At 70.0% G+C, this 23,320-nt stretch carries 17 protein-coding genes; 6 read left to right on the forward strand and 11 right to left on the reverse strand.

Annotated features, from left to right (window positions below; genetic code table 11):
• Nucleotides 1-15: 15 nt before the first annotated feature.
• Complete coding sequence (locus D451_RS0104970; RefSeq protein WP_014912178.1) at nucleotides 16-543, forward strand: ATP-binding protein; 528 nt, start codon at nucleotides 16-18, stop codon at nucleotides 541-543.
• Nucleotides 544-603: 60 nt separating this feature from the next.
• On the opposite strand, the gene D451_RS0104975 is transcribed toward D451_RS0104970, so the two are convergent.
• The 4 genes from D451_RS0104975 to hisS form a co-directional block, all read right to left on the reverse strand.
• Nucleotides 604-1,446: an AMP-binding protein gene (locus D451_RS0104975; protein WP_014909407.1), complete on the reverse strand. Its 843-nt coding sequence runs from the start codon at nucleotides 1,444-1,446 to the stop codon at nucleotides 604-606.
• 408 nt (nucleotides 1,447-1,854) lie between these two features.
• Nucleotides 1,855-4,383, reverse strand: a complete 2,529-nt coding sequence (locus tag D451_RS0104980) for a LuxR C-terminal-related transcriptional regulator (RefSeq protein ID WP_017533624.1) — start codon at nucleotides 4,381-4,383, stop codon at nucleotides 1,855-1,857.
• A 165-nt stretch (nucleotides 4,384-4,548) separates the two neighbouring features.
• A complete protein-coding gene (locus tag D451_RS0104985; RefSeq protein WP_014909358.1) occupies nucleotides 4,549-7,005 on the reverse strand; it encodes an ATP-binding protein in 2,457 nt (818 codons plus the stop codon).
• 208 nt (nucleotides 7,006-7,213) lie between these two features.
• Nucleotides 7,214-8,530 carry a histidine--tRNA ligase gene (hisS, locus tag D451_RS0104990; protein ID WP_017533625.1) on the reverse strand — a complete coding sequence of 439 codons (1,317 nt, stop codon included), beginning with the start codon at nucleotides 8,528-8,530 and terminating at the stop codon, nucleotides 7,214-7,216.
• Between the two features lie 757 nt (nucleotides 8,531-9,287).
• Here hisS and D451_RS0104995 point away from each other — a divergent pair.
• The 4 genes from D451_RS0104995 to D451_RS0105010 all read left to right on the forward strand — a co-directional run bounded on the left by D451_RS0104995 (nucleotide 9,288) and on the right by D451_RS0105010 (nucleotide 13,661).
• Nucleotides 9,288-9,899, forward strand: a complete 612-nt coding sequence (locus D451_RS0104995) for a GTP-binding protein (protein WP_014911233.1) — start codon at nucleotides 9,288-9,290, stop codon at nucleotides 9,897-9,899.
• Nucleotides 9,900-10,135: 236 nt separating this feature from the next.
• Nucleotides 10,136-12,442, forward strand: a complete 2,307-nt coding sequence (gene secA2 / locus D451_RS0105000; RefSeq protein WP_020379935.1) for an accessory Sec system translocase SecA2 — start codon at nucleotides 10,136-10,138, stop codon at nucleotides 12,440-12,442.
• A gap of 179 nt (nucleotides 12,443-12,621) precedes the next feature.
• On the forward strand, nucleotides 12,622-12,891 hold the full coding sequence (locus tag D451_RS0105005; protein WP_014911062.1) for a DUF6406 domain-containing protein: 270 nt from the start codon (nucleotides 12,622-12,624) through the stop codon (nucleotides 12,889-12,891).
• A 458-nt stretch (nucleotides 12,892-13,349) separates the two neighbouring features.
• A complete protein-coding gene (locus D451_RS0105010; protein WP_014912731.1) occupies nucleotides 13,350-13,661 on the forward strand; it encodes a Dabb family protein in 312 nt (103 codons plus the stop codon).
• Nucleotides 13,662-13,905: 244 nt separating this feature from the next.
• Here D451_RS0105010 and D451_RS0105015 read toward each other — a convergent pair whose 3' ends face one another.
• The 7 genes from D451_RS0105015 to D451_RS0105045 all read right to left on the reverse strand — a co-directional run bounded on the left by D451_RS0105015 (nucleotide 13,906) and on the right by D451_RS0105045 (nucleotide 21,399).
• A complete protein-coding gene (locus tag D451_RS0105015) occupies nucleotides 13,906-14,247 on the reverse strand; it encodes a hypothetical protein (RefSeq protein WP_014908370.1) in 342 nt (113 codons plus the stop codon).
• 514 nt (nucleotides 14,248-14,761) lie between these two features.
• Nucleotides 14,762-15,700 carry a cytochrome d ubiquinol oxidase subunit II gene (locus D451_RS0105020; protein ID WP_017533626.1) on the reverse strand — a complete coding sequence of 313 codons (939 nt, stop codon included), beginning with the start codon at nucleotides 15,698-15,700 and terminating at the stop codon, nucleotides 14,762-14,764.
• 18 nt (nucleotides 15,701-15,718) lie between these two features.
• A complete protein-coding gene (locus D451_RS0105025; protein ID WP_026124839.1) occupies nucleotides 15,719-17,044 on the reverse strand; it encodes a cytochrome ubiquinol oxidase subunit I in 1,326 nt (441 codons plus the stop codon).
• A gap of 159 nt (nucleotides 17,045-17,203) precedes the next feature.
• A complete protein-coding gene (locus D451_RS0105030; RefSeq protein WP_017533628.1) occupies nucleotides 17,204-17,878 on the reverse strand; it encodes a response regulator in 675 nt (224 codons plus the stop codon).
• Nucleotides 17,875-19,059 carry a sensor histidine kinase gene (locus D451_RS0105035; RefSeq protein WP_026124840.1) on the reverse strand — a complete coding sequence of 395 codons (1,185 nt, stop codon included), beginning with the start codon at nucleotides 19,057-19,059 and terminating at the stop codon, nucleotides 17,875-17,877. The genes D451_RS0105030 and D451_RS0105035 overlap by 4 nt, the downstream gene beginning before the upstream one ends.
• A gap of 213 nt (nucleotides 19,060-19,272) precedes the next feature.
• Nucleotides 19,273-20,487, reverse strand: a complete 1,215-nt coding sequence (locus tag D451_RS0105040; protein WP_017533630.1) for a hypothetical protein — start codon at nucleotides 20,485-20,487, stop codon at nucleotides 19,273-19,275.
• A gap of 60 nt (nucleotides 20,488-20,547) precedes the next feature.
• On the reverse strand, nucleotides 20,548-21,399 hold the full coding sequence (locus D451_RS0105045) for a spermidine synthase (protein ID WP_017533631.1): 852 nt from the start codon (nucleotides 21,397-21,399) through the stop codon (nucleotides 20,548-20,550).
• Nucleotides 21,400-21,569: 170 nt separating this feature from the next.
• Between D451_RS0105045 and D451_RS0105050 the strand changes: the two genes are divergently transcribed.
• On the forward strand, nucleotides 21,570-23,303 hold the full coding sequence (locus D451_RS0105050; protein WP_026124842.1) for a proline--tRNA ligase: 1,734 nt from the start codon (nucleotides 21,570-21,572) through the stop codon (nucleotides 23,301-23,303).
• Nucleotides 23,304-23,320 lie beyond the last annotated feature (17 nt).

The raw sequence follows: 23,320 nt of genomic DNA on the forward strand, positions 1-23,320 counted from the left end.
GATTGGAGTGACCGGATGGCTGAGGCGAGGCAACTCCGGGACTATGTGCCCGCGGAGGCCCCGGAGGCCGCGTCGTCGACGGCGCCGACGATCGACGTCGGCGATCTGACGGGTGGGGTCACCGACCACACCGTGTGGAGTTGCGCGGGGAACCTGACCGCCGTGCGTTCCATCCGCGCCCGTGTTCGTGAGTTCCTCACCCGTACCGGGCACTCCGAGGGTGCTCTGGACGACGCCGAGCTGGCCGTGAGCGAGCTGGCGACCAACGCCCTGCTGCACTCCCGCTCCGGGCAGAGCGGCGGGGTCATGACCCTGTTCATCCGCTCCGACGAGCAGCGCCTGAGGGTGGCCGTCGCCGACCAGGGCGCGCGTGAGCCCGAGGGCGTGGCCGACGAGCACACCCGCGAGGACGGCGACGACTACGGTCGCGGCAAGCTCATCGTGGACAACTGCGCCACGCGCAGCGGCGAGTACTGGAGCGACGCCACGCACGTGGCCTGGTTCGAGATCGACGACGAGGGATCGGCCGCGCGGGACTCCTGAGTCCGGGCGCGAGGGTGGGCCCTCGACCCCCTTCTCATCACCGCGCGGGGCGGCCTCCCGCTACCGCGGACGGTCGGGCCGGGAGATCCTGGTGGGCTCGGGCGAGCACTCGACCGTGACGCTCCGTCCCTCGGGAGGCGGGCAGTCGTCCCCGGCCACCACGCAGGCGCCGGTCCACAGGGCCAGCGCGACCAGGGCGTGCCGGGTGGCCTCGTCCCCGCGCCGATCGACCCCGACGACGTCGTCGGGGGTCAGCGCCAGCTCCTCGCGTAGTTCGGCGAAGCGGGCCAGCAGGTCGTGGTGGGTGTACAGGGTGGTGAACATACCGTCGCCGGTGTTCTCGTAACCCAGGAGACCGTTGTCGAAGAGCCCGCGGGCCGGGCTGTAGCCGTTCCCGTCGGGGCTCGGCAGCAGGAGTTCGGCGAAGGGCGTGGTGCCCAGCGCCGAACCGAAGGTGATGATCTGCCGTACCCGGGAGCGCTCGGCCAGTTCGAGCCCGCGTTCGGCCATGTCCTCGCTGACGAACAGGAGCCGGGCGTCGGTCTCGGCCAGCGCCGAGCACTGTGTCTCGGGGTCCGATTCGGGAAGCACGGTCAGGGCGCGCCCGCCGACCGCCATCACGGTGTAGGAGGCCAGGAAACGGTCGGGGGAGACCGGGGCGAGAACGCCCACCACGTCTCCCAGGCACAGCCCGCGACGGCTCAGCCCCGCCGCCGCCTGTTCGATGGTCGCGGCGAAGGCCAGTGCGTCGGTGCGTCCCGAGCCGCCCCTGATCGTCCCCCCTCGACCGGAGCGCAGCCGTAGCCGCTCGCAAAGGCCTCCGGTGAGGGAGCCGATCGGGTCGTCCCGGCGCGGAAGGTGCCGGCCCGGTCGTCCGGTTCCAGAAGACAGCCCTACCCCCATGCGTTCCCCCAGTCGGCGTCGTATGCGCGGGTGCGCCCCGGGCTCGTCACGCCCCCTCCGCGTGGCGAGCCCGGAGGCGCCGTGCCGGTGTCTCGCGGCGAGGTCCCTCCCCAGGTTCTCCCTCGCGCCGGCACGGTCACCCACCGATCCCGAGGGCCACCTCGAGACCGAAGGCCGGTCGGAACGCCGGTGTGCGGCCCGGTCTCCGACGGCCGGTAGGGGAACATGCCCCCGCTCGCCCGGGCGATGTCGTGAGTGTGTTCTCCCATGGCTGGAAGCCTAGCGCTTTCACAGTCAAATGCACATGCATCTTGCCATGCATGTGCATATGTAGATTCTGGGCAGGAGTGGTCTACACAGCCCTCGTACGAGGGAGTGCGGACGCGTCTCGGGGCGTCCACGAGAGGCTCAACCGGCCTGGTGGAGCTCCACCCACGCGGTGATCTGCGTGCGGGAATGGAACCCCATCTTGCGGTTGATGTTGGCGACGTGCCGCGCGGCCGTCGACGGGGTGATGAACAGCGTTCGGGCGATCTCCGGGTTGCTCTTGCCGGTACTGACCAGACGCGCGATCTCCAGCTCCCGCTTGGTGAGGCTCTCCTGGGGGCTGGTCGTCTCCGGAGAATGCGTCGGACCGGTCGGCCGACGGGCGGCCCGCTTCCGAGGACGGGAGGGCTCGGGCTCCTCGGTCCGGCGCCGGGGCGCCATGGGCGCGCGCCGTCCCTCCTCGGCGAGCCGCTCGGCCTCGGCGACCACCTCGGTCTGTCCGAGGAGACGTCCCTGCTCCCACCACGCCACCAACTGCCGTCGACGGCGACGGACCCGCTCCACGTCGACGAACGGCCACGGGGCGCCGTGGGCGGGCAGCCCCACCCGCTCGCGCAGGACGACCGCGGCCCCGGCCAGCCGGCAGGCGGGCTCGCGCAGCCCGTTCTCGAACGCCAGACGGGCGATGGAGAGCAGACTCCGGGCGGCCTCCGCCCGCTGGCCGCTCTGATGGCTGAGCAGGAGCCCCTCGCTCAGGTAGTCATAGGCCTGACCGATCGATCCCTGGGCGTGCGCCACCCGGCCGATCCCCGACAGGCACCGCGCCTCCTCCGCCGTCGCGCCGATCAGCCGCTGGGTGTCCAGGGCCTCCCGGTAACAACGGTCGGCGGTCATCAGATCGCCGTTGGCCTCGGCGGCCCGGGCCTGCCCGATCAGGATCACCCCGACACCCCAGCGGTGGTCGATCCCCCGCAGCAGCGTCAACGCGGCGTTGTAGTGGTGGTCGGCGGTCGGGTAGTCACCCTGACGGGCCACCAGGACCGCCCGGGTGCCCAGGGCGATCGCCTCGCCCCACAGGTCACCGGACTCCCGGCACAGCCGCAAGGCCTCCTCCACCCGCACCGAGGCCCGGTCGGTCCGGTGCTCGCGGACCTCCACCAGGGCCAGCAGGTTCAGCGAGGTGCGGACGAACGTGTCGTCGCCGTTCTCCCGGCACAGCCGGAGCCCCTCCTCACCCAGGGACAGGGCCAGGTCGTGGTCGCGACGGACCCGGGCCAGTTGTGCCCGGCCCACCAGCGCCCGCGCCCGAGAGGGGGCCTTGTCGGCCTCCTCCAACGCCAGCAGTCGGTCCATCCAGTGGGCGCCCTCCGAGTAGTTGTTGTGACTCACCCAGTGCGCCACCAGACTCACGCACAGCCGCAGACCCGACTCCGCCGCGCCGCGCTGGTGCGACCGGCGCAACAGGGAACGCAGGGTGTCGTACTCGGCGATCACCCGCTGACGGCCGGAGTCCCGCTCGGACCAGGACATCGAACGGCTCGACTCCAGCTTGCGCCCCAGGTCCTCCACCAAGAGCAGCATCCGCTCCAGAAGACGGTCCTGGAAGGTGTCGGACTCGCCCGCGGCGATGAGCCGTTCCTCGGCGAACCTGCGCACGGCCTCGGGCAGCCGGTAGCGCACCCGCCCCTCGAACTCGCCGGTCACGGTGATGAGCGAACGGTCCAACAGGGAGGTGAGCAGATCCAGGATGTCCGTCTCGGGCAGGCCCTCGTCGGAGCACACCTGTTCGGCCAGCTCCAGATCCCACCCGCGGAACACCGACAGACGCCGCAGCAGCACCCGCTCGGGCTCCGGAAGGCCCAGGTAGACGTAGCCCAACACCAACGGCAGCACCTGATTGCGGGTGACCGCCTGCCCCGGCCCGGGCAGCGCCTCGGGGGAGGAGAGGTGGTCGTGCACCCCTCGGAACAGCTCGTACACACCCCGCTCCGGCGCGGCCGCGCCGAGCACCTCGATCCCCAACGGCATCCCGCCGGCCAGGGCGCACAGGGCCGCCACCGTCTCCGACTCCGCCGGAGAAACGGTGAACCGGGGGTCTCGCGCACGCGCGCGGTCCATGAACAGCCGCACCGGTTCGGCCGTGGTCGGGTCGGGCGGCGGCGCATTGCGCGCGGTCGGCGGCAGGGACATCGGCGGGACCATCCACACCGTTCCGCCCGAGAGCCGCACCGGCTGTTCACTGGTGAGCAGTAACGTCACCGAGGGGCAGGACTCCAACAGGGCCTCGCCGACCTCGGTCACCTCGGCGGCCACGTGCTCGCACGAGTCCAGGATCAGCAGCAGACGCCGGTCGCGCAGGGCCTCGGTCACGGTGATGGCCAGAGGCTGCCCCGGCTCCTCGACCACGCCCACCGCCTCCGCGATCCGGGCGTGGACCTCCAGCCCTGTTCGGACATCGGTGAGATCGGCGAACCACACCCCGTCCGGGAAGGACACGGTGGACTGTTCGGCCACGCGCAGGGCCAGCCGCGTCTTGCCGATGCCGTCGACACCGCGGATGTTCACCGAGCGGCCGGTACCGAGCAGGTGGAGCAGATCGCTCAGATCCGGTTCCCTGCCAACGAAGCCGGTGCCCGGCCGGGGGAGGTTGTGCCGCGCCGGCGCGGTCAAAGGTGCCATGGCCTTCACATGTAGGGGCTGTCGGGGGTGGGCCGCACCGCCGATGACCGGGTGATCGAGGGGTGGGCGTCATCGAGAGGGGCGGTGCTGCTTGGGCTTTCTGGTTTAGCGGGTGCACGCGCACTGTGCAAGTGCCCCGGCGTGTTCTCGGCGGGTTCACCCGGGTTCGCGGGGTGCGGCCCAGCCGGTCAACTGCGTCCGGGACGAAATCGAAAGTTTTCTGAAGATGTTCGCGATATGGCGGGCCGCGGTGGCCTGGCTGATGGTCAGCTCCTCGGCGATCTCACGGTTGGACAGACCCCGTTCTGCCAGGGTGGCGATCTCGCGTTCGCGCGGGGTCAGGGAGTCGGGCCCGCTCGGCTGCGCGCCCTGGGGGCGGGGGAAGGCCAGGGCCCGATCACGGATCTGTTCCAGAGGCAGTGACCGCCAGGCGTTCCAGGCCTGGGCGGCCGGACCCGCGCCCACCCTGCGTTCCACCGCGGAACGCAGCCGGACGGTCTCGGCCGAGGGCCGGTCCAACGAGGTGCGCAGGTCGGCGGCCACACCGGCGAGCGCGGCGGCGCGGCTGGACTCCTCCTCGGCCAGGGCGAGCTCGGCCAGGGCCTCCAAGGCCCGGGCCACCGCGATCCGACGACCGGAGGTGAAACCGACCCGTAGACAGCGGGCCAGCGGGGCGCGCGCGGAGAGGGGATCGTGCCTGGCCAGGTGGAGCCGGCCCAGGTCGGCCGCGCAGTGCGCGAACGCCAGGTCCGAAGGCATGTCGCCGAAGATCTCCAAAGCCTCCGACAGCAGGGCCTCGGCGCCCTCGTGGTCGCCGGCCTCGACCGCGATCGAACCCAGCTCGTGCAGACAGCGGGCCTGGCTCCAGTGATCGTTCAGCCGGCGGGCCTTCTCCAGACCCTCCTCCAGATGGCCGACGGCCTCCTCCGGGCAACCCCGGCGCCGCGCCAGACGGGCCAGGACCCTCAGGGCGATGCCCTCGGTCAGATGGTCGCCGGCCTCGGCCACCCACTCCAGGGAACGACGGGCCCGGCGTTCCCCCTCCTCCAGGGCACCGGTGCGCAGAGACAGCGCGGCCAGGGTCGCCAGCGCGGAGGCGGCGGCCGCGGCGTCGCGACAGGCACGGGCCGCCTCCAACGCGCACAGGGCGAGGGTGGCGACCCGAGGGGCCGGGTCCACGTCCAGGCGCAGCTCGGCGCGCAGGGCCAGGGCGCGGGCCCGCAGCGGCGGCGACTGGGAGTCGGGGTCGCGATCCAGGGCCTGTTCCAGCAGTCGGCTGCCCTCGGCGGTCAGGTCCCGCACCAGCCAGTAGGAGCGCAGCGCCACGCACACGCGCAGCGCGTCGTCCGAGCGCCCCTTGGCCAGGGCCCACAGGACCACCCGGGCGTGGTTCTCACGGTGGTGGTCCTGCATGCGCAGCCGGCCCAGCCGCTCGGACCATTCCAGAGGGCCCTCGCCGGTCTTGGCGGCCCGCTCCAGACGGTCGATGGTGAAGGCCAGGTAGCGGCTCCAACGCTCCTCGCCGTCCCCGTTCTCCACCAGACGTTCGGCGGCGTAGGCGCGCACGGTCTCGGTCAGTCGGTAGTGGGCGGTCCCGTCGATCTCGGCGTCCATCACCACCAGCGACTTGTCCAACAGGGAGAAGTGCAGCGGCAGGATGTCGGTGGCCTCCACGCCCTCGCCGGAGCAGACCTCCTCCGCCATCTCCAGGTACCAACTGGAGAAGACCGACAACCGGTGCAGGAGGGCGCGCTCGGCGTCGGTGAGCATGCCGTGACTCCACTCCAGCACGGCGCGCAGGGTGCGCTGACGTTCCGGGAGGTGTCCGGCGCCGTCGCCGCTCAGGAGCCGGAAGCGGTCGTCCAGGCGGCGCAGGATCTGTTGCACGGACAGGACCCGGACCCGGGCGGCGGCCAGCTCGATGGCCAAGGGCATGCCGTCGAGCATCCGGCAGATCTCCGCGATGTAGCCGGAGTTCTCCCGGGTCATCTCGAAACCGGAGCGGGCGGCGTGCGCGCGGGTCAGGAACAGCCGCACCGACTCGTAGCGCTGGGCGTCGCGCCGGGGGATGGGCACCGGGACGGCGGCGTAGGGGTCGGTGGGCGTGGGCCGTGAGGGCAACGAGAGCGGGGGGACCCGCCAGATGTTCTCCTCGGGCACGTGCAGCGGCTGGCGACTGGTCGCCAGGATGCGCACCCTCGGACAGTCGCGCAGCACGGCCCGGCACAGCTCCGCCATCGGACCCACCGCGTGCTCGCAGGTGTCCAGGAGCAGCAGCAGGTGCTGGGTCCGCAGGGCCGTGATGATCCCGTCCAACAGGGTCGCCGAGTCGCCCTGGACCGCGTTCAGGCCCGCGGCGACCGTGCGCAGCGCCTGCTCGTGGGTGGAGGCCTCGCTCAGATCGATGAACCGCACACCGTCGGGGAAACGACGCAGTACACGCTCGGCCAGGTGGAGGGCGAGCCTGGTCTTGCCGATCCCCCCGGTGCCGGTCAGGGTGACCATCCGGGCGGTATCGAGCAGACGACCCAGGTCGACGATGTCGCGTTCACGGCCGACGAATCGGATGAACTCACCGGCGGACAGGGGAAGATTGTGGCGAGGTGGAGACATGGCCTCGATTACTAGGACACCGAAGTCGGTCGCCCACGGGCGGGGTGCGGTCGCGGGGCGGCCCGTCCCAGTCTGGCACTCGGTACCCGGGACTGTCTCGGGAATGGCCGGTTCCGGCACGGACGTTGGAAAACCGCCCATGCCGGTCCGCGACCTGCTAGGGGGCGGAGGGAGGGGGCGGCGACGCCCCCTCCGAGGGTTCACGGGATCAGCGGGGGGACCAGGTGGTCGGATCGGCCGTGACCTGCTCGCCTCCGTCCATGTCCTTGACCTCGTGGTCGCCGCCCTCCTCGAAGGGCGGGAACCACACGAAGGGGATGCCCTTCTTGGACGCGTACTGGATCTGCTTGCCGACCTTGCTCGTGGAGTGGAAGACCTCGGTGTTGAGGCCCCGCGCGCGCAGCAGTTCACCGGTGCGCAGCGCCTCCGCGCGCCGTTCGGCGTTGGGGACCACCACCATCACGTCGGTGGGGCACACCCGGCCGCCCTCGATGCGCCCCTCGGCGACGAGCTTGGCGAAGATGCGGGTCAGCCCGATGGAGATGCCCACCCCGGGGAGCCGGCGGCGGATGAACTGCCCGGCGAGGTTCTCGTAGCGCCCTCCCGCGCAGATGCTGCCGTAACCGGGGTCGTCGTCGAAGGAGGCCTCGTAGACGGTGCCGGTGTAGTAGTCCAGGCCGCGTGCGATGGACAGGTCGGCGACCACGTCGCCCCGGGGCAGGTCGGCCAGGTCGTTCATGACGAACGCCAGCTCCTCCAGCCCCTCGTCGAGCAGCTCCGAGCGCACCCCGAGCTCTCGCACCTTGGCCACCACGTCGGGGCCGTCGCCCTTGAGACGGGCCAAGGCCAGACAGGGCTCGATCCGCTCGTCGGTCAGTCCCTCGGCGGACAGGATCTCCCGCACGCCCTCGTCCCCGATCTTGTGGAGCTTGTCCACCGCGCGGATGACCGCGATCGGGTCCTCGATGCCCAGCCCCTCGTAGAAGCCCTGGAGCACCTTGCGGTTGTTGACGTTGAGCGTCCAGGCGGGGATGTCGAGACCGCTGAGCACCCGGTGCACGATGCGCGGGAGCTCGGCGTCGAAGTGCAGTGGGACCGAGTCGACGTTGATGACGTCGATGTCGCACTGGGTGAACTCGCGGAACCGGCCCTCCTGCGGACGCTCGCCGCGCCACACACGCTGCATCTGGTAACGCTTGAACGGGAAGGTCAGTTCGTTGAAGTGCTGGGCGACGTAGCGCGCGAAGGGCACGGTCAGGTCGAAGTGCAGCCCGAGCCTGGCGTCGGAGTCGTCCTTGGCGTCGGCCTGGAGACGGTGCAGGGTGTAGACCTCCTGGGAGGTCTCGCCCTTGGCCATCAACACGTCCAGGTTCTCCACGGAGGGCGTCTCGACGGAGGCGAAGCCGAAGGACTCGAACCCGGCGCGGATATGGTCCAGCCAGCGCTGCTCCACGGCCCGGACCTGTGGGGTCCACTCGGGGAAACCGCTGATGGGAGTGGGGCGGACGACGCGCTGCTCGGACATGTGGGGTTCTCGGCTCCCTCGGGAGTGGTGTGGCTGGTCTGATCGCCGCCCGGCGCCCGCCCCGGTGTCGCGCGCGTGCGCGATGAGGACCGGTCGGGGAGGGGGCGGCGCGTCCATCCTACGCATTGGGGCGCGAAGGGGTGGCGGAGAAGAGGGAGCGGGAGGCGGGCCGCCACCGGCCCACGTGGACGGTTGTGGGCCGGTGGGGCTCTGAACGCCCTGACGGGGTGGTACGGCCGGCCCGACGTCGAAGAGCGAGACGTCGGTCGTGGTCGTGCGCCCCAAGGCGCCGCCGGGCCCCGTGGGGTCGTTCGCTCGTGCCAGGAGTCGTCGACGACCGCACTCGGTGGGTGCCCTGGACTCCACCGTAGATGCAGGGGGCTGCTCCGGACAGGGATCGGCGCGGCCGAAAGCGGCCGAAAATGGCCGCTCACAATGTCGTAAAGTCGACCTTCCAGGGTACGCCCATGTGCTTATCTGACTACGTTCCGTCTCGGAGTACGGACACGTCGCCACGAGGTGGACATCCCGCCTCAAGACCCTGTCAACTGCGCGTTGACCGTTACAGCCGCCCTTGTCGGTGTTCGTGGTGGTGTTCCCCACTCTGCCGAAAACCCGGACTCCATCGCCGTCCGGTGTTAGGTTCCAGGGGCGGATCCTCCTACGGAGGCTCGGACCCGGAGAGGATCCGCGCCCCTCCAGACCGGGTCGTGAGCCAACCGTCCCTGCAGACCCGGCACTCTCGCTAGGACAAACTGTGATCCACTCAGCCAACAGCACGAACAACGCCCACGCCCCCACCGCACTGTCGACCAAGATCATCATCGCCGGGGGCTTCGGGGTCGGTAAGACCACGTTCGTCGGTGCTGTCTCCGAGATCCCTCCGGTCCGCACCGAAGCGGCCGTGACCGCGGCCAGCGCCGGAGTGGACGACCTTTCGCACACCCCTGACAAGACCAGCACCACGGTGGCCATGGACTTCGGCCGCATCTCGCTCGACACCGACCTGACCCTCTTCCTGTTCGGTACGCCCGGACAGCAACGCTTCTGGTTCATGTGGGACGAGCTGGTCCGCGGCGCGCTCGGAGCGGTCATCCTCGCCGACACCCGTCGCCTGGAGGACACCTTCCAGGCCCTGGACTACTTCGAGCGCCAGTACAAGCTTCCCTTCGTGGTGGCCGTCAACGAGTTCGACCCGGAGATGGCCTACAGCGCCGACGAGCTGCGCGACGCCCTCGACCTCACCGCCGACGTGCCGGTCGTCTACTGCGACGCCCGTGACCGCAAGTCCGTGGTCAAGGTCCTGCTGACCCTGGTCAAGCACGCCATGGCCGTGGAGGCCCGTCAGCGTATCCGTCAGCTCGCCTGACCGTTCCGTCCCTCCTCCGAACCCCTTCGGTTCCGCCCCTCCCGCGCCCGCCACCGTTCTTCACGGACCCTCCTGGCGTGGCCCTCCTCCCCTCCGACGTTCTCGGGACACGTCGCATCACTTATGAAGCTGATTGTTCCTTTTGGGTTGTTCTGTGCCTGTCGTGCGGACAAAGGACGGCCCGAGGGGAACCAATCGCTTGTGCCCGGCGTTACCCTGGCGTGGTGTTCGGACGAATGGCGGAAAGCGTCCGCCGCCTACTGGGCAAGCCCGGTGCGGTGGACCTGCGGCCCTATACCAAGCTCCTGCCGGCGATCGAGGCCGAAGAGGAGGGCCTGCGTGAACTCGGCGATGCCGAGCTGAAGGAGAAGGCCATCCAACTCGGCTACGCCGAGCTCCCCTACTCTCCGGCCGACCTCGTCGACCTGTGCGCCGTGGGCCGTGAGGCCGCGCGCCGCACGCTCGGCGAGCGGCCGTTCGACGTCCAACTCCTCGGAGTCATGGCGTTGCTCGACGGCCACGTGACCGAGATGGCCACCGGTGAGGGCAAGACGCTCGCCGGTGCCCTGGCCGCGGCCGGTTTCGCCCTGCGGGGCAAGCGTGTGCACGTGCTCAGCGTCAACGACTACCTCGCCCGACGCGACGCCGACTGGATGCGACCGCTCTACGGCATGCTCGGCGTCACCGTCGGCTGGATCAACGAGGACTCCGACACCGAGGAGCGCAAGAGCGCCTACGGTCGCGACGTCACCTACGCGGCCGTCAGCGAACTCGGTTTCGACGTCCTGCGCGACCGTATGGTCACCGACGCCGACGACCGCGTGGTCCCCGAACCCCACGTCGCCATCATCGACGAGGCGGACTCCGTGCTCGTCGACGAGGCGCGCGTGCCCCTGGTCCTGGCCGGGGCCGCCGAGAGCGTCCCCGCCGACATCGAGATGGCCGACGTGGTGCGCGACCTCAAGCCGCGTCTGCACTACGAGGTCGACGGCGAGGGTCGCAACGTCCAGCTCACCGACGCCGGTATCGACGCCGTGGAGAAGGCCCTCGGCGGTGTCGACCTGTACGCGGAGGACGACTCCTCCCTCCTGCCCCAGGTCAACCTCGCCCTGCACGCCCAGGTGCTGCTCCAGCGCGACGTCCACTACGTGGTGCGCGACGGCGAGGTGCGCATCATCAACGAGTCGCGCGGCCGGATCGCCCTGCTCCAGCGCTGGCCGGACGGTCTTCAGGCCGCCGTCGAGGCCAAGGAGAAGGTGGCGATCAGCGAGACCGGCGAGATCCTGGACTCCATCACCGTCCAGGCCCTGGTCATGCGCTACCCGACGCTCGCCGGTATGACCGGTACCGCCATGTCGGTCGCCGAGCAGCTGCGCGAGTTCTACGAGCTGGAGGTGGCGGTCGTCCCCTCCAACAAGCCGAACATCCGTGAGGACCACGGGACCCGGCTGTACGCCACGCGCGAGGAGAAGGAGGACGCCCTCATCGCGCGGGCGGAGGAGGTCCACAAGAGCGGCCGCCCCATCCTCATCGGCACACAGGACGTCGCCGAGTCCGAGCTCCTGGCCGACCGGCTGCGCGAGGCGGGGCTGGAGTGCGTCGTCCTCAACGCCAAGAACGACGCCGACGAGGCCTCCATCATCGCCGAGGCGGGCACCTACGGCGCGGTCACCGTCTCCACCCAGATGGCCGGTCGCGGAACCGACATCCGGCTCGGTGGCAGCGACATGTCCGACCGCGACCGGGTGGTCGAGGCCGGCGGTCTGTTCGTGATGGGCTTCGGCCGCTACCCCAGCAGCCGTCTGGACGGACAGCTCCGCGGGCGCGCCGGACGTCAGGGAGACCCCGGCGACTCCATCTTCTTCGTCAGCATGGACGACGACCTGCTGGTCGAGCACGCGTCGGAGACCACCGGCTACACGACCACGGCCCTGGGCGAGATCACCGACGAGGCCTGGCTGGCGGTGGTCGACCACGCGCAGCGGGTCTCCGAGGGACGCCTGCTGGAGGTCCACCGCAACACCTGGCGTTACAACAAGCTCATCGACGTGCAGCGCGAGGTGGTCCTGGAACACCGCGAACTGGTCCTCACCGGTGACCAGGGGGATCGGCACGTCAAGCTCGACCGCAAGGAACGGCACGAGGAACTGGTCGAGGAGCTGGACGCCGAACGCGTCGCCGCGGCGGCCCGGCTGATCACGCTCTACCACCTGGACCGGGGCTGGACCGACCACAACGCGTTCCTGTCGGAGCTGCGGGAGGGCATCCACCTGCGGTACCTGGGGCGCCGTGACCCGCTGGACGAGTTCAACCGCGAGGCGGTCCCGGTCTTCAAGGGCTTCCTCGACCAGGCGCGCGCACGGGCCGCCGAGAGCTTCGCCGAACTGGAGGTCGTCGACGGGGAGCTCGACGTGAGCTCGGTCGGGGTGAAACGGCCTTCGATGACGTGGACCTACATGGTCCACGACCACCCCTTCAGCTCCGCGCTGGAGACCCTGGTGGGCCGTCTCAAGGGCGACCGGGGTTCGAGTAACGGCGGCTGAGCCATTCCCTGCGTTCTCGCTCGCGCGGGTCAGGACTAAAGTCCTAGCCCGCGCATTACTTTTGTCGTCTATTCTGATGAAACGCTGAACCAGGTCCTCCCTTGCCCATGTAATGGTGGGGAGAGGGTTAATATGGATGCGTTTTCAATGGATCCGAGACGGTTGGGACTGAATCCACGTTGGTTCACGAGATCGGTGCGCAGGAGAAGATCAGTTACGGGCGCAACGACCGCTTCGCCGGCGGTCCCGTCGGTGGTGGCAGTTTCTGGATCGACGACGACGGCCGCCCGGTGGCCAAGATCGGTGGTCCGAAGGAGTGGCGACCCACGCCCATGATCGACGTTCGTGTGGGCGATGTCTTCAGCATCGGAGGTCAGGCGTGGCGGGTCACTGAAATAGTGGACGCCGATTCGCCGGGAGCGTATCTACTGGCCACCAGGGTCAGTTGACCTCGACCTTCGAGCACACAGGTCGTTCTCTCCGGCCTCCGCCGGAATGCAACCCCCCGCAACCTTTCCCCCGAAGGTTGCCGAGGGTAGTGGCTTATGTTTTTCCGGCGGGGGCTTTTTCTGTTTCGCCGATTTTCGGGTGAGCCGTTCTGCGGGGCCCGTGTCCGGTGGATGTGGCCGGTCAGGCCGCAAAGGCGGGGTCACACCCCAGGTCAGTGCCGGTCCGATCGGTTTCCTCCGGATGAATCGAGACGTTCCGGTTATCCGAAGGGGGTGTTCGCGTTACCGCCAATTCGTTAATGTCAGAGGTGTACGGCGCGCCCCGCTGTCCATGGGGAGGGCCCTTCACCGTTGGAGGGGCACGGGTCGCCGCGCCGATCCCGAGGTCGGTCCCAGGGGCTGTCCCCCGCCCCTGGGCCCGACGTCCGTGAGGCGCCGGGCCGGATAGGTTCGGCGGTATGGCACTTCGACACATCGCACTGTTCCGCTGGCGCGAGGGCACCACGGCCGAGCAGATCTCCCGGGTCGGCGAGGCGCTGGGGGCGCTGCCCGAGGCGATCCCCGAGCTCATCGACTACTCCTTCGGCCCGGACGAGGGGTTGTCCGAGGGTAATTTCGACTTCGCGGTGGTGGCCGACGTCGCCGACGCGGCCGGATACGCCGTCTACCGGGACCATCCCGACCACCAGGCCGCGCTCGCGGTCGTTCGACCGCTGCTCGCCGAGCGGTCCGCCCTCCAGTTGGAGATCCCCGACATCGACCGGCGGTGAGGTGGATCCTGTTCCAGAAAGCCCGGCGGGTCCGTTCCCCCGGGCTTCTCGCTTGTTCCGAACCTGATTCGGGTATTGCGGTAGAACGGGTTCCAGTATTAGCCTCGGGGTGCGCCTCGTCCGGTGAGGGCACCCGACAGTTCGGTCGTGGGGTGCCGGAGGCAGACACGCGCAGGACCGCCGCCCGTCGAGATCGGATCGCGCCCCGGCCCCGGCGGGCGGCGTCCGTGTCCGGGGGGCTGGTTCAGCGCAGAAGGCGGGAGATCTCTCCGAAGGTCGGGCAGGGCCAGTCCAGATGACAGTTCCGACAGCGGTCCTCGTCGTTCTCGGCGGGACCGTGCAGTCGCAGTAGGTCCACGCAGACCCCGGCCAACGCGGCGACCTCGTCGCGGGCGTTGGCGTAGAAGGCCACGTCGTTGATCCGGGCCAGGGCACTGTCGGAGCGGGCGTCGGGTAATCCGACGGTATCCGGCTCCCAGGGCACCGCGCGGTCGGATCGTTCGAGGATCCCCTGCACGCATTCGAGTAGTCGCGCGTGTTCGGAGAGGCGTCCTCTCCGGCCCGCCGGCCTCGTGAACGGCGACATCGCTGATCTCCCCCCAGCAGGTGGGTACGCAGCGGCTTCCCTCATGGGCAAGCACTGTGACATAGAGTACACATATCGTTGCGCATTGTCGCGATGCCGGAGGTGTGGGCCCTGATGGGGACGTCCGACTCCAAGCCGGACGAGCTCGACCAGGGAAGGCCGCCCCCAGAGGGGCGGGGGCGGCCCCGGTCGGAAGGATCAGCAGCTTCCGCCACAGCTACAGCTTCCGCCGCTCTGGCAACCGCAGGAGCAGCCGGACCCGCAGCTACAGGAACTCAGGCTCGGGGAAGTCATCAGGGGGTGGATCACGGTCCCTCCTCAGGGCTCGTCTTGGCGCCCGCACCGTCGCACCCGGGACACTCCCGGGGATACGGGGCCTGTTCCGAGACATGGAGTGCCCACTACCCTCCGCCGCCAACCCGCGACGGTCGACGCGATGCGGGGGCGCGCCCGTCGATGGACGGGGCGCGCACCGTCCATCGCCCGGTTGAACTGCGCTGTCCCCGCTTCGGACTCAGGCGAAGAAGGTCGCTCCCGTGGCCGGTCGGCGTGTCATTCGGTACAACCAGACCTGCCCCAAGAGCATGACCGGAACCACGGGCAGGAGCATCGACCACACGAACACCGCCGTCGTGCCCGGGAGCCCGGACGTGGGCAGACCCGCGGTCGACGCCACCAGTAGGCCGGGAATCGCGATGGCCAACGCCGACGTGTGCCGGGAGAACATCGGCCCGGTCAGGCCAGAGGTCAGGGCCAGGGCCGCGGCCAACACCACCGCCAAGGTCACGGCCGCCCCGAGACTCGTCGGGGAGGGGCCGCCGCTCCACGGCGCCGCGAGCACGGTGGCGATCGTCGCGCCCAAGGCGAAACGGGCGAGAGACCGGGTCGCCCGCGCGGCCACGTCCGCGCTCTCCGCCTCGAAGGGTCCCACCAGTCGTTCGGCGCCGAAGGCCGCGCCGCGCAACGCGAACAGACAGACGACCGTGATCGTGCACAGCACCGGGAACGGGGACGGCGACAGCCCGTCCGTCAGGAGCCCGGCCACCGCCAGCCCCCATGACACGGCCAGGGTCCAACTCCCGGCCACGATCGCCGTGTCACAGAGCCCGCGCCATCGAGGCGTGTCCACCCGGGCACGGAACCACAGGCCCGCGTCGCGCAGCAGCCACCCGGCCAGGAGTACGACCAGGACCGGCCACAACCGGGCCACCACCAGGTGTTCCAGCTCGGGGAACATCCCGGCCATCACCCCGACCGCGGCGACGAGCCAGACCTCGGAGGCGAGGAAGTAGGGGGCGATCGACGCCACCACCCGGCGTCTTTGATCGGGGGAGCGCGCCACGTGGGGCATGAGCATGCCCAGCCCCACGTCGGCCCCGGCCAGCACCAGGTAGCCCACGACGAACAGGGCGAGGAGCAGGGCGGAGGGCGAGGGTACGGAGAGAAGGTCCATGGCTGTCTCCCGGAGGTCTCAGAACGTGTGGACGGGTGCGGCGGGCTCGTCCGCCCCGGGGTCGGCGTCCGCGCGTCGCTCGGCGAGGGGACCCCCTTCGGGGCCGCGCCGGGCATAGCGGAACAGGAGCGTGTACGTCACCACGGCCAGGACGGTGAACGCGAGGGTGAAGAACGTGAACGAGGCCAGAGCGGCGGCGGGCGACATAGGGGTCATCGCGTCGGCCGTCGTCAGGTGGTGCACCACCACCCAGGGCTGACGGTTGGTCTCCCGGTAGACCCAGCCGCCGATACTCGCCAGGTAGGGCAGGGCGGGGGAGACGAGCAGGGGCGCCAGCGCCCACCGGATCCATCGGGCCGGCGGACGGGAGAACAACTCCGGACCGGGCGCGAGCCCCAGACGACGCCCCCACCGGCCGCGTCGAGCGGAGAGCAGCGGCAGGAACAGCGGTATCAGCGGCCCGAGGAAGAACATCACCGCCCAAGAGGTCATCATGACGACGTCACCGGTCAGGTTGGCCACGGCCACGAGACCACCACCCCCCGACGCCTCGATCGTCGCGATCTCCTCGGCCGTGTAGGTCAGCCCGCTGGTGGGCGGATCCTGGCCGAAGATCTGGAACTGGGCTCCACCGAAACCCACCACGAGCATCGGCATCACGCACATCATGATCGCCGAGTAGCGGATTCCGCGCCGGAAGATCCCGTGTTCGTCCTGCCCCCGGCGCAGGTGATAGGCGCTGACCGCGGCCACCACCAGGGCGCCGACCGTCATCGCGCCGGTGACCACGTGGAGGAAGGCGAAAACCGCGGCCGGATTGGTCACCAGGGCCATCGGGTCGCTCAGGTGGGCGACGCCGTCCACCATCTCGAAGCCGACCGGGTGACGCAGGAAACCGTTGGAGACCAGGACCCACCAGGCGGAACCGTAGGCGGTGAGGGAGACCACCAGGAAGCAGAACAGGTGCGCCCAGCGGCCCATCCGGTCCCAGCCGAAGATCCACAGACCCAGGAAGGTCGACTCGACGAAGAACGCCGTCATCGTCTCGATGGCCAGCGGGGCCGCGAAGGTGTAGCCGAACGTCTCCTGGATTCCGCTCCAGTTCAACGCCAGTTGCAGCTCCATCACCAGGCCGGAGAGGACGCCCATGCCGTAGTTGACCAGGTAGAGGCCGCCCCAGAAACGGACCGAGAGCATGCGGGAACGATCACCGCGCAGAGCCGCCACGAACTGGGTGAACAGGATGTAGGGGGCCAGGCCGAGGGTCAAGGCCACGAACATGTAGTGGGTGGCCGCGGTGAACGCGAACTGGAGGCGGGCCAAGGCCAGAGGATCTTCGAGCAACACGGTCGGCGCCTTCGACTCTCGGAGGTGGGGACGCGAGACAGCATCCGCCGAGGGTCGGGCCGCGCGCATCGTCCTCCGGGAGTCCACCCGGGACGACCGACTACGCCTTCGGGTGTACGGGACGACCCCGTCCGGTCTCAGGGTCCCCCCGAGGGGTCACCCGGGGTCGGCCCGGCCGGGGGTGACCAGACCGGTCTCGTAGGCCAGCACCACCAGTTGCGCCCGGTCGCGGACCCCGAGTTTGACCATCGCCCGGCTGACGTGGGTCTTCGCCGTGGCCGGGCTCAGGACCAGCTCCCCCGCGATCTCCTCGTTGGACAGCCCGCGGCCGACCAGGGACAGCACCTCCCGTTCCCGGTCGGTGAGACCGTTGAGCCGAGGAGAGGGGCCGGGAGAACGGTTCGGTCTCTTGACGAAGTCGGCGATCAGCCTGCGCGTGATCCCGGGGGAGAGCAGCGCCTCGCCCGCGTGGACCACACGGACCGCCTGCAACAGATCGCGGGGTTCGGTGTCCTTGACCAGGAAGCCACTGGCCCCGGAGCGCAGGGCCTCGAAGATGTACTCGTCCAGGTCGAAGGTGGTGAGGATGACGATCCGCGTCCGTTCCAGCGCCGGGTCGGCGAGGATCCGACCGGTGGCGGTCAGTCCGTCCGTCCCCGGCATCCGGATGTCCATCAGGACCACGTCGGGGCGGGTGGAACGGGCGAGGCGGATCGCCTCGTCACCGTCGCCCGCCTCGGCGACGACCTCGATGTCGGGCTCGCTGTTCAGCAGGGCACCGAACCCGGCACGCACCAGTGCCTGGTCGTCGGCGAGCAGTACCCGGATCAACGTCTGTCCTCTCCTCGGTCGGGACCGCCGTCCACCGGCAGCCGCACCACTACGCGGAATCCTCCCCCCTCGGCCGGTCCGACGTCCACCTCGCCGCCCACGAGAGCGGCCCGCTCGCGCATGCCGGTGATCCCGTTGCCGGCCGCGGGGGGACCCACCGTCCCCCGACCGTCGTCGGAGACCTCCACCGTCGTCCACGAGGGCTCGTGGACGATCCGGACCCTCGCCCGGGAGGCCCCCGAATGGCGCACCACGTTGGTGAGCGCCTCCTGGAGGGCCCGATAGGCCACGCCCTCGACCCCCCGGGGCAGCCGACGTTCGGCGCCGACCATCTCCAGGTCCACCTCCACTCCGGCGTCCCGGGTGCCCTCCACCAACGCGTCGACCCGGTCCAGTCCCGGGGCGGGGGATCGCGGAGCCGACTCGTCCACCGCCCGCAGCACCCCCAGGATGGCGCGCAGTTCGACGAGCGTCTCCTTGCTGGTCCGCTTGATGGTGCTCAGCGCCTGCGCGGCCCGCTCCGGTTCCTTCTCCATGAGGTAGAGCGCGGTCCCGGCCTGCACGTTGATCAGCGAGATGTTGTGGGCGACGGTGTCGTGCACGTCGCGGGCCAACCGCAGACGTTCGTCCGACGCCCTGCGCAGGAGTTCCTCCTCCCGGCCTCGGGCCGCCTCCTCCTCGCGTTCCCGATCGGCCTGCTGGTACTCGGCCCGCCACCGGACGACCTCGCCCGCGCACAACAGCACCAGGACCCAGCCCACGACCCCGATCGCCTCCGGGCGGACCGAGCCCAGAGCGAGGTACTCGTAGGCGTTGACCGAGACGAACTGGCCGATGCCCAGCGACCAGCCGAAGACCCGGTGGCCGCGCCTGACGAGGGTGTAGAGCATGACGGCCGTGCACAGCATCACCAGGCCGTCGGGGAACCCCAGCGGGTAGTAGACGGTCGACGCCGTCACCGAGAGCAGACCCACGACACGGGGCAGAGGGGTGCGCAACAGCAGTGGCAGGCAGGCCGCCAGCATCAGGGCGTACCCCCACGGCCACGGCCGCAGGTCGTCGGGGACCGGATCGACGATCTCGATCCCGATGGTGCTGCCCACGGACAGGACCAGCAGGGTGATCGTGATCCACAGGTCGGCGCGGGTGGGACGGGGAACGGCTCGGAGTAGTGCTGCCACGACTTCGAAGGTACGGCCCCGGTCTCCGATCGTCCGTCCTCCTGGAGGGGTCACTCGACCGCCGGGCCTACTCCTTTCGTGGTACACGCCGGACATGCGTCGGCCGCCCGGTACCGGGGGGCCGGTTCCGGGCGGCCGAGAAACCTCCGAGGGGAGAAGGGGGCCTCTCTGGTCCTCGGAGGGCGCTGGGGGAGTGGCGCGCTTGGTTCCAAGCTAGAGGTTCTCGGTACCGGAAAGGTGCGGTTGTCCGGTTCCGGTCATTTTTCGTCCCGCCCGTTCCCCCTGAGAGGGCGTCTCCTCCGGATCGTCGAACGCCCCGTTCTCCGTGGACGTCGACGTCCAGGACCCGGGTAGACGGACCACACCGGGCTCTCCCGCGGCCACCGCGTCGAGCAGACCGTCCGGCGGGTCCCCCAGGGCGGGTTCCCCGCGGTGGGAGTCGAATTCCACCCGGCCGGAGGCGAAACGGACACCGGTCAGGTTGATCGTCTTCGGCGCGATCCGCACGTCGTGCAGCAGCACCTCCGAGCCCTCGAACCCGGCCTTGTAGAAGTCGGTGAACCCGCCCTCGAAACGGACATGACGCAGGTTGACGGTGCCACCGGTGAACCGCGCGTTGCGGAAGTTCATGTTCGCGTCCACCACCCGCGAGTACCGCAGGTCCAGGTCGCCCTCGGCGAACACGGCCCGATTGAAGATGAACTTTCCGCGCAGGAAATGGACCGAACGAAGGGTCCCGCCGTCGAAGACCACGTCGGAGAAGTCGAAACGGTGCCCGTGCCAGGGTGAGTCCTCGTCGCGCAGTCGGTCGCCGATCGCCCGGACGATGCTGCGCCGTACCTCTCTGAAGGCCTCGTACTCCTGATACTCGGGTGAGCCCGGTTCGACGTCGTCTCCGGGCCGCGGCGCGTGCGGCATACGGAGATAGGTGCACAGTACGTCGATACAGGTCTGTCTCAACCCCGGGTCGGGGGCGTCGTCGGCCAGGTGGGCCAACGCGTACACCGCGCCCAGACGTGCGGTGGCCTGCTCGTTGCCGAGCTCGGTGTAGGCGGAGGTGAAGCGGTCGTTGAACAGCTTGACCCCGTCGCGCTCCGCCGCCCGGTGGGCCCTCAGATTCTCCAGGTCGTTATTGCGCTGTCGGTGATAGGCGATCACCAGAAGCGCGATACCGCTGAGGCCGGCCATGACGGCGAACGCCCGGACCAGGACCGCCTCGAAGGCGCGCAGCGAAAGCTCCTCCGGCCTGGGGATCTCGGGGAAGCCGAGGAACCACAGGGTTCCTCCCACGATCGCTCCGATGCACAGGCCGGCCATGACCCAGGTCACGGCGATGTGCAGCCACAGCCTGGGCGGGCTCTCGTCACCGGAGGCGCTCGTTTCCAGGGGCTCTCGGCCGAAGCCCGGGGGGCGGGGAAGGAGACGCATGCCGACGAAGGTAGAAGACCATCGCGCCTTTCGGTGGATCTCGTCCACATCCGGTCGGGGTCAGAAGAGGTCGACGGGGGGCTCGGGGGAGTCGACCGCGTCGGCGTCGTGGACCGGGGCGTGGCCGGAGACGAAGCGGTCCAGGTCCTCGCCCGCGACCATGCGGGCCATCTCGGTGTCCCGGTGCGCCCTGCGGCCGAGCTCCTCCTCGGGCAGCGGTCGGTGGCCGGCCACGATCACCAGGTTGCCGAACCGGCGGCCGCGCAGGATCCCCGGCTCCGCCGTCAGCACCGCGTGCGGCAGCACCGAACGCACCGTGGCCACCTGGGCGCGGGTGTGCTTCAACGCGTAACCGTCGCCGACGTTGATCACCAGGAGACCGTCCGGACGCAGCACACGCGCCGCCTCGGCGTAGAACTCCGTCGACGTCAACCGGGCCGGGGTCCGCGCGCCCGAGAACACGTCCGACACGATCAGGTCCGCGCAGGCGTCGTGACGGGCCCCGATCCACGTGCGGGCGTCGTCGATCCCGACCCGCAACCGCGCCCGCCGATCCCACGGCAGCCGACGGCGGACCATCTCCACCAAAGCGGCGTCCACGTCCACCGCCCGCTGGGTCGAACCGGGGCGGGTGTGCGCCACGTACCGGGCGACCGTCAACGCCCCCGCTCCCAGGTGCAGGGCCTCGATCGGTTCCCCCTCCGGAGCGACCAGATCGGCGGCGTGGGCGATCCGACGTACGTACGAGAAGTCCAGGTAGGAGGGGTCGGCCAGGTCGACGTGCGACTGAGGTGTCCCCTCCACCAACAGGAACCACGAGTTCGGCCGGTCGGCGTCGGCGAGTAGATCCACCCCGGGCACGGGGGAGAGCTCCTCCTCAGGCTCGCTCCTGTCACGCACACGTCGGCCCATGTCCCCGCCTCACTTTTCGAGATCCCCCAACGTTAGGCGCTGTGGACCGGCTGCGAAACCGGCGCGCGAGACCCCCGTCGAGGGCGCTAGCCTGGGTCTCCCCAGATGTTCCGATCCCGCGTCCGGCCTCTTCCGGACGCGTTCACCGAGGAGTGGCCGTGCTACTGCGGATGTCGAACCTGTTCCTGCGCACCCTGCGTGAGGACCCGGCGGACGCCGAGGTGCCGAGCCACAAGCTGCTCGTGCGCGCCGGGTACGTCCGCCGCGCCGCCCCCGGCGTCTACACCTGGCTTCCCCTGGGCAAGATCGTCCTGGAGAACGTCTCCCGCGTCGTCCGCGAGGAGATGAACGCCATGGGCGGCCAGGAGGTGCTGCTCCCGGCCCTGCTCCCCAAGGAGTACTACGAGGCCAGCGGTCGCTGGGAGGAGTACGGCGACACGCTCTTCCGGCTCAAGGACCGCAAGGGCGCCGACTACCTGTTGGGTCCCACGCACGAGGAGCTCTTCACCCTGCTCGTCAAGGGCGAGTACTCGTCCTACAAGGACTTCCCGGTCGTGCTGTACCAGATCCAGGAGAAGTTCCGCGACGAGGCCCGCCCCCGCGCCGGCATCCTGCGCGGCCGCGAGTTCCACATGAAGGACGCCTACTCGTTCGACATCGACGACGAGGGCCTCCAGGAGTCCTACGACAAGCACCGCGCCGCCTACATCCGGATCTTCGACCGGCTCGGCCTGGAGTACGTCATCGTCTCGGCGACCTCCGGCGCCATGGGCGGGTCGGCCTCCGAGGAGTTCCTGGCCGTCGCGCCGACCGGCGAGGACACCTTCGTGCGCAGCACGGGTTCCGACTACGCGGCCAACGTCGAGGCCGTCACGGTGCCGGCGCCCGAGCCCCGCTCCGTGGAGGGGCTGCCCGAGGCCCGTAAGCACCACACTCCGAACACGGCCACGATCCAGACCCTGGTGGACTTCCTCAACGGGGCCGACCTGGGCCGCGACTTCACCGAGGCCGACACCCTCAAGAACGTCCTGGTCAAGACGAGGGCGCCCGGGACCGAGGAGTGGGAGCTGCTGGCGATCGGCCTTCCCGGCGACCGCGAGGTCGACTTCAAGCGTCTGGAGGCGGCCCTGGAGCCGACCGAGGTCGCCATCGTGGACGAGGCCGACTTCGCCGCCAACCCCTTCCTGGTCAAGGGCTACATCGGCCCCAAGGCCCTCCAGGACAACAAGGTCCGCTACCTGGTCGACCCGCGTGTGGTCACCGGCACCGCCTGGGTGACCGGCGCCGACGAGGCCGACCACCACGTCGTCGACCTGGTGGCCGGGCGCGACTTCACCCCGGACGGCACGATCGACGTCGCCGAGGTGCGCGACGGAGACCCCTCCCCGGACGGGAAGGGCACCCTCTACACCGCCCGCGGCATCGAGATCGGCCACATCTTCCAGCTCGGCCGCAAGTACGCCGACGCCTTCCAGCTCGACGCCCTGGGCCCCGACGGCAAGCCCAAGCGCGTCACCATGGGCTCCTACGGCATCGGTGTCTCCCGCGCGGTGGCCTCGGTCGTCGAACAGTCCCACGACGACAAGGGCATCGTCTGGCCGCGTGAGATCTCCCCCGCCGACGTGCACGTGGTCGGCACGGGCAAGGGCGGCGAGGTCGAGGAGGCGCTGCGCATCGGCGGCGAGCTGGAGGCGCGCGGGCTGCGCGTGCTCGTCGACGACCGCAAGGCCGCCCCGGGCGTGAAGTTCAACGACGCCGAGCTGCTGGGCATCCCCACCACGGTCATCGTGGGCCGGGGACTCAAGGACGGCCTCGTCGAGCTGCGCGACCGGGCCAGTGGAGAGCGTTCCGACGTCCCGGTCGAGGAGATCGTGGAGCGTACCGTCGCCGCCTGCTCCCAGTAGAGGAGCGAGGGACGGAC

Source organism: Nocardiopsis alba DSM 43377 (assembly GCF_000341225.1).
GTDB lineage: Bacteria > Actinomycetota > Actinomycetes > Streptosporangiales > Streptosporangiaceae > Nocardiopsis > Nocardiopsis alba.